The following is a 14,147-nucleotide window of genomic DNA, read 5'->3' on the forward strand; positions in this document are numbered from 1 at the left end:
TGTCGTTTAAATCTAGTTATGCATCAAAGGAAATTTAATGGATCGTCGAGCCCTCAAAATCCCTTTCACGCGTGAGAACACGCCAGATTGGCACTGCCCTCGATGCAAGAAAGGCCTGCTTCGCTTTGTTGAAGGGCAATTTCATGCTGAAGAGCGAAAGGATTCAAAGGATGCCCACAACCATGAAGCTTGGGATCCGGATTGGATCGAATACGTGTACAGCGGACTTCTCCGATGCACGAACGAAAGCTGCAGTGAGTGCGTTGCCAACTCGGGAACGGGTGGAGTGGGCATAGACTTCGAAATTGGTGATGACGGAGAGCCAGAGCAAACATGGGGAGATTATTTCCGTCCGAAGTATTTCGAGCCGCCGCTGTATCTAATTGATCTACCTAACGGTTGCCCAAAGTCAGTGTCTGAGCCTCTATCAGAGTCTTTTCGGTTGTTCTTTAGTAGCCCTCCAGCGGCATCTAACAACGTCCGAATTGCACTTGAGGCTCTATTAACAGAGCTTGGGGTAAAGCGCTTCAATACAAAAAATGGGAAAAGAATTTTTCTAAACTTGCACTCGCGAATAAGTCTATTGCCGGAAAAATATTCTGAACTCGCGGATTTGTTACTTGCGATCAAATGGCTCGGTAATGCAGGAAGTCATGCAGATAGCCCGGTAACGATCGATGACGTGATGGACGCATATGAGCTGATAGATCATGTTCTACAAGAGCTTTACACGCAGAAGGCTAAGAAAGCAAAGGCATTGGCCAAGTTAATTAACAAAAAGAAAGGGCCAAAGGGTGACGTATAACAATTCATTCCAGCCGACGTCGCTATGCGGTACGGTTTAATTCATACGTTCGTGGATGTCTGCTCTGGGTCGGTAGCGTGAGCCCACCGTTGTCGGCAGCAGTAATCTGTGGGATCAAATCCCGAAGGCTGTCACATTGCAACGAATGACTGTTGCACTTCTCGGACCGGGCGTTCGTCCAGTCGTTGAGCGGATGGTGCAATGACCGGATGGAGACCTACAAGATACGGCCAACTGCTGCGACCGAAGGGCAGCAGTCGCTGCAAAGCCGGCATTGATTGAACCCTAGTATCCTTAGGATGGATAGTGTCTACCCAGACGACGTCATGGCGTCTCGTTTCTCGCTGGCAAGTCGCTTCTCCAGCATCACCTTCTGCTGGAGTGTGAGTGACGACCTGCGCAATGTCTGTGTCAATCCAGGCACCGCTAGCCGCACGATGGGATCCTTCTTCGCGAAATACTTGGCGATCTCCTTGGCTCCTACCAGGAAATCCGCATCATTCCTCTTGAAAACACCCACCGCACAGTGCTTCATACGCACCTTGTACTCCAACGTGTTCGCATTGAAGTAGATTCCCGCCCCCTGGGTGATAGTGTTCTTCCAGTGTTCACCCAAATGCTTGGCTATCGTCACATCCTGGCGAACGGCAGAGCCATCAAAGAACAGAAGCGTGTGAATGTGGATGCCCTTGTCAGCTCCGTACTCAAACTTGGATGCGTAGCCAATAAAACTGTCCTTGAAGCTATTGGCTGTATAAGTATGGAATAAATCCCAATCATTCAACACTCTGAGCTCTGACTCCCAGTCATCGGTATAAATCTCTCCGTAGGAGAGGTCGATTCGAATGACCATCAGCTTGGAGTAAATCTTGTTCAGGTCTTTGATGTACTCGAACAGAGAATGCGCCAGTTGTTGCTCCTGGCGAACATAATTCTTATAGATCTTCTGAAAAGCAGATGATTTCACCCATTGATCCAGGCTCTCAAGGAATTTAGCCTGATCGATGTAGTTGTCTGGATGTTGATCATCATTAAAAATTGCATTGAATTGCCCTTCATGGTTGGAAGGGTCAATGCCAACAAAACAATGGCCTGCCAACCAAAGCCAAGGATCCTTGCTCTCGATCAGCTTGCGCAGGACTTGCGCGAAGGCATAAGGCGACATCAAGCCACACACTTGAGCAAGTTGCTTTTGAAGGCTCTTCTTGGTGAGAGCCTTTTTCCACTTCGTGCTCTTCATTTCATGGTGGATCCCTTTCATGCAAGTTCTCACCTGAATGAGTGCTGAAAGATGAGTATGCGAGTCTTGCATTTGGATCATTCTGAATAGTGTGCGGCTTTGTATTGTTCGCGATGATTGGTTGATATGTAGTTGTTGGCTTGTTGAATAGTGCTTTATCACTCTAAGGAGGTGTATATTGATAGGTGCCTATGCTGACTATTGATTAATATACCTTTTAAATATATTAATTTCAATAATATACACTCCATGTCTGGTTTGTATTAAATAGAGTGATAAGTGACCAGTTTTCTGTTGGTTTAGTTGTGTTGGTTGTATAAGTTGGTTGAATAAGTTAAATCGCTAAATGGGAGAGCGTTTGAAGGTGCCAGTAGTGTCAGAGCTAAGGAGACCTCGGTTCTCGGTAAATTCATTGGAGAAATTTACGCTTTCCAAGTTAGACAAGGTATGGTTGGTGTTGCTTAATTGAAATTCTTTATCGCTGCCGAAAACTAACTGGATATGTCCATGAGTCAAAAGGTACTGCAATACCAGGCTGACAGATTCGGGGTCACGAGGGCGAGGGCCGGATTGTTGAATTTCACGACGGGTGAAGGTTCTCCGGGTGCCGAATCCGGTGAGAGGGCTCTTGCTATGCATCCATGCCAGAATCTTCTCGGCATGCTTTTCGATGTTCTTTTCCTCGGGGGACTTTGCAAACAAGCGATCAAACTCCTCCAGATACCATACGATGATGGCAATGGCTCGCTGTACGGAGTCTTCCGAAATGGTTTGTGCATCGCCTTGTGCCATTTCGAAAATGGCTGCCATGCGCGCTGCGTGTTCCGCTGCTTTGGAGGCAAAGTCCTTGATGGGTGACAGGCGACCGAATTGCGGATCAAGGAGCTTCTCGATTTGATTGAGGAAAGTCACCCAACGGTGCTTTGCCTGCGGCTCAAAAGTCAGAACACGCCGGGCCTCGCCATTGCGATGGCGCTCAACGGCTTTCAGTAGAAGCTGATGAACTTGGGATTGGAAAGTCAAAATGCCTGATGGCAACGAATCGCTGTTATCACTCCCGTTGACAAACCGCTGACCTGCCGTGGATTTGGGGAAGGCGACGAGGGTGCGAGCAAGATAGCCGACCTCGCGTGCGTAGTTGCCGCCCTTGCCGCAGAGGAATTCCAACACATGGGGCTGCACAGCAAGGCCCGTGCTCAGGCGCGCGCCTTCGACCCATTGACTATCGGCCTGGTCTTTGCGGTCCATGTCGAGTGTTTGACCATCCCAGGCTCTGTTAAACATGGGAAGGTTGCTCATGGTGCGGCCTTTGATCAAATCAGCCGCTTCGTTCGAATGGAGAACTGCCGTGCAGGGATTGAGGCTCAGCTCCGAGATCAATGCTGCAGGGGTGATGTCTGACAGCATGAAGCGCATACGGGCGGGGAGCATGGGAGCAGCTCGCATGAGCTGGCCCAATTCTTCTTCTGTGGCTGTGTTGTCACGGCCAGCCTTAGCATTTTTTTCCAGCCGCTGTGTCAAGCCTCGGACTTTTGCGAGCCGGATTTTTTCATCCAATTCGAAATTGACCGAACCCTCGGTGTACTGCTGTCGCATGGTTTTTTCCAAGCGCCGGATGGGCTCGAAAAAGAATCCATCGGCAGCAGTCTTGCGCTCTCCCGAGTCGGCGAGAGTGAGAAAGTACAGGGAGATTGGCGTGACCCCGGGAAGGCTAGGGCGTTTCACATCAGCTAAGCCCTGGCATGCTGTTGCCAGGGCGCAAAGCGCAGAGGCTGCGATCAAGGGAGTAGAGGCTTGGGTCAGGCGGCGCACATCGTTCACCGCGTCCAAAAGCAGTGGTGGCAAGTGGTGCGCGGGGTAGTTGTCCGTGACGGAAGGCGAGTTATTGAACATCGCCAACTCCTTACTGCTTTGCCGACCGGGCATTCAGCCAGGCGTCGATGTCATGCAGACGCCAGCCCTTGGCACCACGGAGTTGCGTGCCACCGTAGAGAGGGAAGGGCTTGGGGAAGGTTGGGTCGTACTGCGAACTAGTTTTGTTGAGACGACCATAGATAGTGGAGCGGCTCAGACCCGTGATGCGGATGACGTCCTTCAAGCGGCACGCCGCATTGGGCGCAAATTCGGTGCGATTTGGATTTGACATTGAAGTCCTTTCGTTAAAAAGGACTTCATGCTGCTGGGGCTCCAATTGCCAGTCGACTGCGCTGTTTGCTTGTCGGCTATGTTGCTGAGAGCGCGTCATCGATAAGTTATTGACCCTACGCGACCTTTTGCTGGGTTTGTGCAATGACGAAAACAGGCAAACACTAGAAGGTTTTGTCTGGCGAATCCCTTGGGTTACTGGCTACTTTGGCTACGTCGCCACGCAAAAGCGGCTACAACCGATCCCCAAAACGCGGTTTTTGGCATAAGAGGAGCTGCGCCAAACAAGCAATCTGGCTGTCAGTTGGGGGCGTGTTGAGGCGGCTAGAGCGGGTCTATCAATGACTTGAACTAACCCATTGAGGAGAAGACGTTCGGGGAGGGAGCCTACCTGGCTTTACCTGCGGCCGCCTCGCCGAGACGGCGTCAGGCGAATGATGGTGGAGATGGACTTTGCGTCAGTCTCTGTAATCAATTGGCCAGTTTTGCCAGCGACTGGAGATCCCTTGATCTGTAGCTTGACAAGCCAGCTCTCATAATTGCTGCTAGTCCTGAACTGCCTAACGTGGGAAAGATCTTCCTGCAGTTGTTTGACAAGGTGATCCAAGACGACAGGCAGCCCATCTTTATAAGCCTTGCGCTTTTTGGTCCTCTGACCATCCTGGGGCGGGTATATCAGCTTGATTGCGACATCACGCAGTTTCGAACTTTTCCAGTCAGTTGAATTTTTGGCCTCAAGCTGTGTATGCAGCCACGTCTTGACCTCATCCGAATGCAAGGGAGAATTCTCTTGCCGTCTCTCTTCAATCAAGATTTGCAATTCATTGAAAACTTGAAGCAATTGACCTAGCTGAGGAGATATGTGATCTCCGGTGATGGGCATTTGTGCGGGTGCGTTTTTGGGTGCTGGTTGACTCAGCAGATGACGGAGCCTGGCTTCATCGGCTGGTTGCAAACGTAGGTTGCCAAGTCGAACAAGAATGCCAGCGTGACGTCGAAAATTTTCAATGGTCAGGTCATCCCATCGAGCACCTTCGCTGTCGATAACGGTAAAACAAGGGAACAAAACAGGAGGTACGAGGGGATTGCCAACCGATTCGGTTTGCCACTGATCTAAGCCATGTGCTTTTTGCCTTTGACGAGCTGTCTGTATATCCCAGGTTTTTTTGCCGATTCCCCCTAAATGAATAATATCGAAGACTTTGATCTGGATACTTCCATCATCTCGCAATTTTGTGTAGTCATTGTGGCTTAGTTGGATACACTCCACATCTTCGACTGGGTAGATCTTTGTTTTAGGCAGTAAAAGGCTGGAGAGTTCGTCTCCGTTGGAAAGCGCAGAAAAGCACACCAGTCCTATTCGCCAGTTGGGTTCAATGGCCACCACGGGGGTAATGCCATTTTTGAGGGCAAAGTCCAACAGTTGAGTCGCTGAGTTTTCTAGCTCTTGGGCAAGAGCTTCTAGTTTTGTGAATTGATTCGCAAGGCTCATGAAATGAAGATCAAAGGCGCACTCGGAACTGTAGAAGGTAGTTTGCGACCGGTCGCATCTGCAGGTGCATCCATCATGCCATGACCTGTGTTGGGCTGTTGCCGGCTTCTAAGGCATAGAAGATGAGCCCGGGGCTAATTCGTGAAAGGGTGACGTGATCGTGTGGCTTCTTCTTGCCTTCTGAATAGGATGCTGCAACCAAGCGAGTTGTCGTAAGTCAACGATCATTGGAATCTGGTACTAGAAGCGTTACTTGTTCAGGCGTTGTATTTCTGCAAATCTGTGCGCAAAGGCTTGTCTGGTTTAGGGGCCGGTAGACCGGGGAACAAACCGGGGAACATAGGCCTGTAAGAAAGGAGAGAAATCTAGGATTTATGATGACTTTAGAGGTAGATTCAATTGACGCCAGCCCACCATACAAGCCAAAAAGGCGCTCACTGGTTTTTCAGTGGGCGCTTTTTTTATGCAAAGCAGAGTCCGCTATTTTGGGGTGTCTGTTGTTCGCAGGGCACGGTGGGCTTGAGCGCATTCGTGACGAAAAAGCCTGTAAAGGCCGTGTAAACATGGCATAGTTGCGCTTTGTCGCCAGCGGCATCCCATGGTTGATGGATCGGTGGGCCCTCCTGTTTGCCATTGACGCGTGCATCCGCTTTGTCATTGGTGCCAGCGGCGCGTTCATTGCGCCTCACCTGCCATCGGCATGGTGGTCCCAGCCCGCTTTTTTTGATGATGCGTAGGGCGACGGATCCCGGAAAGCGTACAGCGTGTGCTGCAGTCGATCCACGCAATCGGGCTGAGCCAAGGTTCAGCAGGTCCGTGGTGTTGTAAAAACTACGCCAATCGAGGACGACCGCCATGGGGCGAACGATAAGCATTTATGAAATACACCATTGGACACTACCTGGAGGTGGCAGGCGGCGCAGAGGGGCGCAGGGATAATTTTCTGCTGATACGCCTGGTGGCAGCAACCCTCGTCATCTACGGGCATGGCTTTGCCCTTGCGGCATTGGGCAGCGCTCAGCGCGATTTTTTTACCCAGTACCTGAACTACCGCTATTCAGGCGATGTCGCGGTAGCGGTATTTTTTCTGATCAGCGGTTTTCTGGTCGCCGGCAGCTTGGACAGAAGCAAGTCCATCGTGCGGTTCGCCCTGGCGCGTGCTGTTCGCTTGTTTCCTGGCTTATGGGTCTGCGTACTTGTCTGTGCGCTCGTGCTGGGCCCCCTTGTCACCGTGCAATCGCAGGCCGATTATTGGTCATCTCCGCTGACGTGGACGTATGTGTGGTCCAACGCATCCCTGGCGGAAATACAGTGGCTGCTCCCCGGAGTTTTTGAGGGGAACCGTTACAGCCCCGCTGTCAATGGCTCGCTTTGGACTTTGCCCATTGAAGGGACTATGTACCTCTATATGGGGGTGCTGGGGGTCTTGGGTATTTTTTCCTGGCGCTGGCTGACGAGCGCGTTGATTGCGGGATTTGCTATCTGGACCTACCAGTCCGCACAGCTCCAATCTGTTCCCTTGCAGGAAGCCGCCCGGCTGGCCTTGTTTTTTGCTTGTGGCGCGCTGTTCTACATTCACAAAACTCGTATTCCACTGCACCTCTCCATCGTGGCGCTATTGGCACTGGTGGCCTGGGTATGCCGGCACACGGTTCACTATGAGTGGGTTTTTTCCGTCGCGCTTGTCTATTTCATATTCTGGCTGGCATATGTTCCACGCCTGCCTTCACCGCCCTGGATGTTGGATATCTCCTATGGCACCTACTTGTATGGCTGGCCGATACAGCAGTTGATCGCCAAGTTCTACCCTGCCGCTACGCCGCTGCAGATGACGGCGGTGGCCATCCCCCTGACCTGGATAGTGGCACTGGTGTCGTGGAAGCTTGTCGAGGAGCCCGCATTGGCGCTGTTCAAGACATGGAGCAAGAAGGAGTTCTCGCTGGGATTCAGGCGCAAATCGATCTCTAGTGTTTCTTGAAACGGACGCGGCAACGCGGATACTAAAAACCGCGGGAGGAACTGCACCTCTGAAGGTGGACACCAGTTCAAGCCATGGGGTTTTTTCCAAGGCGAAATAAGATGAGAGCGCCAAACTGGGAACACGCAAGCCGAGGTTCCTATGGTTTGGCAGGTTTGGGGGCATCGTTCAACTGTCTAAAGGGCTACAAGACAGCATTCACAACGACAACCTCATCCGTTTGAAGCTCAAACTAAAAGGCCTGGGTCCGATAGAGTACCGAACCCAGGCCTCGAGCCTTTAAGATTCAACTGTCCAACTTCTTGGAGGCAGTTGAAAAGTGGGGTCTGAGAGCGCTGTCGCTTATTCCACTTGTGCTGCCACGCTTTCGATGGCCAGGCGCAGTTGGTCTGGGCTTACCACAGCTGCTGCAGCTTCTTCACTCGACTCGGATTTCAGGAAAATCCCTGTGCCGGTGTCTGTGCGGTTTGCCAAACGGCGCATGGCGGCAATCGACGTAGCCTGGCCAAGGCTATTGAGCAAATTGCCTTCTCCGTCATTCACGCTATAGATGAATTGGTAGCCGCGCAGAACTTTACCTGCCGAGTTCACCTTGACACAGAGTACGGTTCCGGCGGCATTACCGGTGACTTGGTGTTCGCAGCCAAAGCTGCCATCTGAGCTGGCCATGAGGCCATTGCCATACTGCGTCGCTGGTTGCGCCTTTTCGAGCCTGAAAAAGTCTGCCGTTGGCGTCAGTGAATTGAGGGGACTGAACAGCCATATGCCTTTGAGGCCTTGGGGATCATTGCCGTAAGCAAAGTTAAAACGCGAAATCTCTTTCTCTGCCTCGCCAGGAAGCGTTATGTAGCCTTTGGTACCCGAGACAAAGCGCATCGACACAGTGCCTGCACTGCCATCTTCCTTGCCGGACAGCTCGCCGCTACCGAGATAACGACCGCCACGGTATTTGTTGAGGGGTGCTGCGTAATTGTCATTGGCCAAGGTGCCGCTGGTCATATAGAACGTAGCGTTACCACTGGCATCGTATGCATACATTTGCATGACCAAGGTATTGTCCTGCACATCAATCGCCAAGCCACGGCCTGGCTTGCCATTGACTTCGCTGGTCACAATCCAGGTGCCTGTCTGAGGCGCAAACGCCTGTGCCAAACCGGTGCCGAGCAAGGCGCCAACCAATGCAATTTTCTTGAAAATCATCATATCCCCGTTGTTAATCTTTACATTCTATCAACCTATCCTTACATATTGCTTGCCTGAATGTCAGGGACTGTCTTGAGGCACCCGTGGAGGCTTACTCGCAGGCTGGGCTGGGTAAAGGATCAGTGCAGAACGCTTGGTATCCGGGGAATAAGGGACGATCCTATATCAGGATGCGCAGCGGCGATACAGCAAGGCCCATGCAGCCAATAGCATGCTGAGTCCGGCCAGGCTCCATTGGTTCAGCGTCGGAACGCTGGTGGGTGCAGCAGGTGGAGCGATATAAGGTACCCCAACGAGCTGGCCACTGAAGAACGCGCGCAAGCCGGTGCCATTGGTGGAGCAGGCTGCATTGCCGCAGGTGGTGGACATGCCAAACGCCAGCTCGACGGTACCCGGTGTATTGGAGAGGGGTGCCGACGGTTCAATGTCGAGGTAGGTCACATTGGTCAAGTCGCTCTGGTTGCTGGAGGCGACAAAGATAAGCTCCGGCAGGGCGTTGATGCAGTGGGGCGTGACACATTTGCTGCGAAAGTCTGAGGCGCCTCCGACACTGCCTGCCGTGGTGCTCAGCTGCACGTTGCTGTAGGTGTCGCTGTCGGCGTCATAGACAAAAGAGCCGGTGGCCGTGCCGCCATCGTCAAAGGTCACGTCCTTCAAGGTCCACTGCAGCGGCGCGGCTTGGGCGGCGGCAGTGAACGCCAGAGAACTGAGCGCCAGCGCGGCGGATGCCAAAAGTTTGTTCATGGTGTCTCCCTCGGTGTAAAAGGAGACGAAATTAACAACATGTAACTTTAATAGCAATCCATATATTTGCTGGTTTTCAGAAAATTCTTTGTTTCGTTGTCTAAATCTCAGTTTATTGAGAAAAGGCCATTCGCTAGCTGTCATCCCTCCCCAAGCACCTCTGTGCTTGTGCTTGTGGAGTAGCAGGCGCCCCCTCCGAAAATAAATGGATATGCAGCTAATTGTTGTCATGATTCATTTGATAAATAAATCAAGCCGCCTGAAGGCGGCCTTGGATCGGCTCAGCCTGTACGGCGGCGCAGGCGCTGCCTGCCCAGCAGTGCAAGCAGCGCTCCCAGGCCGATGGTGGCCCAGGGCACCAGCGCTGGCACAGCCTGTGGCGTGAGGGGCGGTGGTGGTGGAGGGGGCGGCACGACCACCGCTTGCACGGTAAAGCTGCCCACGCTCGATTGAACGCCTGGCTGGTCGCTGAGGTGGGCAATGACCTCGTAGTGGCCGGGCGCCAGGCCAGCCGGCCAAGTCAGTGAATATGCGCCACCACTGCCGATGACGGTGGTGGTCTGGCTGGTGCTAAATGGTGCTAAATCCATCAGGGCCGGAGAGTTGCAAGGTGAAGGTGGTGCCCGGAGGCAAGGGCGTGGATGCGCTGCCGCCTGGTGCCGCCGACGTTGCGATGCCGCTCAGGTCCTGCGTCTGCGCGGTGGTGATGCGCGGTGCCTGCACGGCCAGCGTCACGGCCAGGGTTTGCAGAATGCAGGCAGGCTCGGTGGCGCCGCCCACGACCCATATTGGATCTCTTCAGCCAGGAGCTCCTTGCAAAACACCTTGGTTTTGTCTAAACATCGACTTCGGGAGTTCTCCGTGACTGCGCCCTGCTGCGGAAGAAATTCTGTAGCGCCGCTTGCCATGAGGCGCACAAAAAAGGGAGCTAGGCTCCCTTTTGGACGCGGTGGTCTGGATGGCCGGTGCCTAGCCCTGGTGCCGCTTGCGTGCAAAGAGCGCGCCTGCAGCTGCCAGCAGCATGCCCATCAAAGCCAGTGCCCATGCGCTCAAAGTAGGCACACGCTTGGCATCGCCGACATCGATAGGCAGGTCGTCGTCGTTGACTTGCACGCTGGCCTGGCTGTCGGGCCCGAGCGTATAACCGGGCCCGGCCAACAGCTGTAACAACGCGCTGACGCTGCCATCGCCTATGACGGTATTGGGCGTTGCGGTGATCGTGCAGTTGCTCTGCGTCGCCCCTGCTGCGACGAGCACGGGAGAGGTGCAACTGCTGGTGTAGCGGCTGCTGCCGGGTGGCGGGCTGAGGCTGATGCTGCTACCGCCGGCGGGTGCGGGCGCGCTCAGATTGATGATGCAGGTAGAGACCTGGCCTGCAGCGTCCACCAAGCTGCTGGGTGTGCAGCTGAGGTTGACCACGGGCGTAATGGGGATGTCAACGTCGTCGTTGCGGATGCGGACCTCGGCCCCTGACGGGGTGCCCAGCACATAGTCATCTGTTGCGGCAGGTGTGGCCAACGCCAGCGCTGCGGTCACATCGCCATCACCGGGCGTGGTGTTGGGCGTGGCGGTGATCGAGCAACTGGCCGTTGTCTGCCCGGCTGCTACCACGATGGAGCTGCCGCAGCTGCTGGTGTAGCGTGGGTTGGCTGCTGGTGGGGTCAGAGCAATGGCCATGCCGCCCGCCGGCGCAGCCTGGTCCAAGGTGACTGTGCAGTTGGAGATATTGCCCGCCGCATCGACCAGCGCATCGGGGGTGCAGACCAGGGTCGCGGTCAGCTTGGGCAGGCAGGCGGCGGCATCGCCACTGGTGGCGCCTGCGGTGCTCTGGCTGGGTCCTACGGTGCCTGCAGGGATGCTCATGATGCGTGTGCCCAGGCCATAAAAGGCCAGCTTGTCAGTTGCATTGGGCAGCCGTGCTGCTGCACCATACGGGCTGTTGAACGGGGCTGGTGATACAGCTGCCAACGTCTCAACGGCACCGGAAGACAGGTTGAATCGGTAACTCACCGATGTTCCCGTGATCACATTCCCCGTCGTTGCGATGCCATAGGCCCATTGCCCGCTGGCGTCAATCGCAAAGTCGCCCGATTGCGCGCCGGGAATATTGCTGGCCAGGTTCAAGGTGCCCACATAGAGCGGCGGGGTCTGCGTCACATCGATCTTGAAGACGCGGTTGAGTGCGCCGCCGGTCTGGAAGTTCGCCAGGTACATGATGCCGGTGACCGGGTCAATATCGGCGGCGTTGAAATTGGGCCCCAGGCGCAGGTCAATCGCACCGCTGACCAAGGTGCTGGGATCGGTGGGGTCGGTCTGGTAGGTTCCCAGTCCGCTCACGATGCCCAGGTTGTCCACGCCATTGCGGCCATAGCGCAGCATCTCGTAATAACGAGTATGGCTGCGCCATCCACCGCCCGCTGCACTGCCCCAACCCGCTGCCGGGCTGGTATCCCAGTTGTTGTCCCCGTCGACGGCGCGCATCGTATAGATATAGCCATCCTTGCCCATGCCGCCGGCGACGGAGGCGCCCGCCGGCAATGGCGGATTGGGCGGCGTCAGTCCAATTTCGCGCGCGGACACGGTGGGCGCTGCGGCACCACTCCAGATGGGAGCAATGGCAACCGCGCCGGTGGCGGGGGCGGTCGCCAGATCCAGGATCGCCGTGGGCGGTGTTCCGGTGGCGGCCGGGCCGGTGTAGCGGGTCAGATAGAACGATTGCCCGCTGGCATCGCAGCGCGGAAGCGGAGCGCCCGATGCTGCCATGGCCACCGGGGCCAGAGAGGCCGCAGCTATTGTGACTAATCCTGTTTTGAGTATTTTTATTTTGTTATTTAACAACATGGACAATCTCCTTTTTCAAGGATTACATCGTAAACAGCCTTTCTGTGAATGCCAGTGGCGTATTGTCAATGAATGTTTAAACACCCTTGCTGGTGATTTTTATTAATATTAAAGTAATCTATTCTGATAGTTGTCTGGTAAATCTCTGAATAGAGTTTGTAGTATACCTTTTGATTTGCAAGCCTGCGATGCTATGTTTTTTATGGCTTTAAATGTCAAATGCAATCTATAAATAATAAACATTTGTTCAAAACTATTGAATTTATTTGCAATTGTTTAAATTAGGAGCATCGTGCCCCGGAAAAATGCTTACCCTTGCATGAAAATAAACACTGAAAATCACTAGATGCTTACATGGTCATAAACCCTGGGCAGAAATGAAACGACCCGATGGACCAGGTCGGGTCCATCGGGTTGGAGGGTCCAGATCGGCTGAGTGGCGGGCTCAGGACTTGACCAGGGGACACTTGCCCTCGGACAGCGGCCGGAAGGCCTGGTCGCCCGGGATGGTGGCGATGATCTTGTAGTAGTCCCAGGGTGCCTTGGATTCCTCGGGCTTCTTGACCTGCACCAGGTACATGTCATGCACCATGCGGCCGTCCTCGCGGATCTTGCCGTCGTCGCTGAAAAAGTCCTTGATTGGCATCTTCTTCATCGCGGTCATCACTGCGGCGGTCTCGTCGGTGCCGGCCGCTTCGACTGCCTTGAGGTAGTGCATCACTGCCGAGTAGGTGCCGGCCTGGGCCATGGTCGGCATCTTGTTCATGACCTTGAAGTACTTTTGCGACCAGGCGCGGCTCTCGGGCGTGCGGTCCCAGTAGAAGGCGGTCGTCGCATACATGCCCTGGGCGGTCTTCAGGCCCAGCGCATGCACGTCCGAGATGAACATCAGCGCAGCGGCCACCTTTTGCTTGTCGGTGATGCCGAACTGGCGGGCGCTCTTGATGGAGTTGATGGTGTCGTTCACGCCATTGGCCAGCGCAATCACATCGGACTTGGAGGCCTGCGCCGTCAGCATGTAGGACGAGAAATCGGGCGCATTGAGCGGGTGCTTGACCGTGCCGATCACCTTGCCGCCGTTCTTGTCGACGGCGGCCGTGATGTCGTTCGACAGCGCCTGGCCAAAGGCATAGTCCACCGCCACGATGTACCAGCTCTTGGCGCCGCCTTCGGTTACCGCTTTGACGGTGCTGTTGGCCGTGGCATAGGTGTCGTAGGTGTAGTGCACGATGTTGGCCGCGCAGTTCTCACCGGTGATCGAGCTCGAGCCCGCCTCGGTGTTGATCAGCACCTTGTTCTTTTCCTTGGCCACGGTGGCGACTGCGTTGTGCACGGCGGTGTTGCCCAGGCCGATGACCATGTCCACGTTCTCGCGGTCAAACCATTCGCGGGCGCGGGTGGCGCCAATGTCGGCCTTGTTCTGATGGTCCACCGACAGCAGCTCGATGGGCTTGCCCAGCACCGTGCCGCCAAAATCCTTGATCGCCATCGTGGCCGCCGCGACCGTGCCCTTGCCGCCAATATCGGCGTAGGCGCTGGAGGTATCGCTGATCACGCCAATGCGCACGGCGTTGTCGGATATGCCCTGCGCCCATGCGCCAGAGGCCAGGCCAACAGATGCAAGCAGGGTCGTCAAACAAGTGGTTCTGAACTTCATGGAAATGGTCTCCTGGTATTTTTATCGTTGGCCCCGGCCAGG

The 14,147-nt window shown here is 54.5% G+C and carries 14 protein-coding genes; 3 read left to right on the forward strand and 11 right to left on the reverse strand.

Annotation, left to right across the window (positions count from 1 at the left end; genetic code table 11):
- Window positions 1-37: 37 nt before the first annotated feature.
- Window positions 38-805 (forward strand): DUF4145 domain-containing protein, encoded by a 768-nt coding sequence (locus ACPEE1_RS09175; protein WP_423936065.1) that lies wholly within the window; start codon window positions 38-40, stop codon window positions 803-805.
- A 310-nt stretch (window positions 806-1,115) separates the two neighbouring features.
- Here ACPEE1_RS09175 and ACPEE1_RS09180 read toward each other — a convergent pair whose 3' ends face one another.
- From ACPEE1_RS09180 to ACPEE1_RS09200, 5 genes are all read right to left on the reverse strand, one after another.
- On the reverse strand, window positions 1,116-2,066 hold the full coding sequence (locus tag ACPEE1_RS09180) for a YagK/YfjJ domain-containing protein (RefSeq protein ID WP_423936067.1): 951 nt from the start codon (window positions 2,064-2,066) through the stop codon (window positions 1,116-1,118).
- Between the two features lie 321 nt (window positions 2,067-2,387).
- Window positions 2,388-3,938 (reverse strand): YfjI family protein, encoded by a 1,551-nt coding sequence (locus ACPEE1_RS09185; RefSeq protein WP_423936069.1) that lies wholly within the window; start codon window positions 3,936-3,938, stop codon window positions 2,388-2,390.
- A gap of 10 nt (window positions 3,939-3,948) precedes the next feature.
- Entirely contained in the window at window positions 3,949-4,191 is a 243-nt protein-coding gene (locus ACPEE1_RS09190) for a helix-turn-helix transcriptional regulator (protein WP_423936071.1), read from the reverse strand.
- Between the two features lie 396 nt (window positions 4,192-4,587).
- The gene (locus tag ACPEE1_RS09195) at window positions 4,588-5,682 is read right to left on the reverse strand and encodes a hypothetical protein (RefSeq protein ID WP_423936073.1); all 1,095 of its coding nucleotides are present in this window, start codon (window positions 5,680-5,682) and stop codon (window positions 4,588-4,590) included.
- A 461-nt stretch (window positions 5,683-6,143) separates the two neighbouring features.
- Window positions 6,144-6,557, reverse strand: coding sequence for a hypothetical protein (locus ACPEE1_RS09200; RefSeq protein WP_423936075.1), 414 nt, complete (start codon window positions 6,555-6,557; stop codon window positions 6,144-6,146).
- 2 nt (window positions 6,558-6,559) lie between these two features.
- Here ACPEE1_RS09200 and ACPEE1_RS09205 point away from each other — a divergent pair, with 2 nt between their 5' ends.
- Together ACPEE1_RS09205 and ACPEE1_RS09210 are read left to right on the forward strand one after the other, a co-directional pair.
- Window positions 6,560-7,660 carry an acyltransferase family protein gene (locus ACPEE1_RS09205; protein ID WP_182342437.1) on the forward strand — a complete coding sequence of 367 codons (1,101 nt, stop codon included), beginning with the start codon at window positions 6,560-6,562 and terminating at the stop codon, window positions 7,658-7,660.
- Window positions 7,661-7,823: 163 nt separating this feature from the next.
- On the forward strand, window positions 7,824-7,943 hold the full coding sequence (locus ACPEE1_RS09210) for an IS3 family transposase (protein ID WP_423936424.1): 120 nt from the start codon (window positions 7,824-7,826) through the stop codon (window positions 7,941-7,943).
- Window positions 7,944-8,002: 59 nt separating this feature from the next.
- Here the strand turns inward: ACPEE1_RS09210 and ACPEE1_RS09215 are convergent, their stop codons facing one another.
- From ACPEE1_RS09215 to ACPEE1_RS09240, 6 genes are all read right to left on the reverse strand, one after another.
- Window positions 8,003-8,863, reverse strand: a complete 861-nt coding sequence (locus ACPEE1_RS09215; protein ID WP_232539385.1) for a hypothetical protein — start codon at window positions 8,861-8,863, stop codon at window positions 8,003-8,005.
- 165 nt (window positions 8,864-9,028) lie between these two features.
- On the reverse strand, window positions 9,029-9,607 hold the full coding sequence (locus ACPEE1_RS09220) for an IPTL-CTERM sorting domain-containing protein (protein ID WP_423936077.1): 579 nt from the start codon (window positions 9,605-9,607) through the stop codon (window positions 9,029-9,031).
- Window positions 9,608-9,888: 281 nt separating this feature from the next.
- On the reverse strand, window positions 9,889-10,197 hold the full coding sequence (locus tag ACPEE1_RS09225) for a hypothetical protein (RefSeq protein ID WP_116924332.1): 309 nt from the start codon (window positions 10,195-10,197) through the stop codon (window positions 9,889-9,891).
- A complete protein-coding gene (locus tag ACPEE1_RS09230; protein WP_423936079.1) occupies window positions 10,178-10,387 on the reverse strand; it encodes a hypothetical protein in 210 nt (69 codons plus the stop codon). Before ACPEE1_RS09230 ends, ACPEE1_RS09225 begins: the two co-directional genes overlap by 20 nt.
- 189 nt (window positions 10,388-10,576) lie before the next feature.
- Window positions 10,577-12,370 (reverse strand): IPTL-CTERM sorting domain-containing protein, encoded by a 1,794-nt coding sequence (locus ACPEE1_RS09235; protein WP_182342433.1) that lies wholly within the window; start codon window positions 12,368-12,370, stop codon window positions 10,577-10,579.
- 523 nt (window positions 12,371-12,893) lie between these two features.
- Window positions 12,894-14,105: an ABC transporter substrate-binding protein gene (locus tag ACPEE1_RS09240; RefSeq protein ID WP_423936081.1), complete on the reverse strand. Its 1,212-nt coding sequence runs from the start codon at window positions 14,103-14,105 to the stop codon at window positions 12,894-12,896.
- Window positions 14,106-14,147: the final 42 nt, after the last annotated feature.

The organism is Comamonas sp. 23, assembly GCF_049601575.1.
Taxonomy (GTDB): domain Bacteria; phylum Pseudomonadota; class Gammaproteobacteria; order Burkholderiales; family Burkholderiaceae_C; genus Comamonas; species Comamonas squillarum.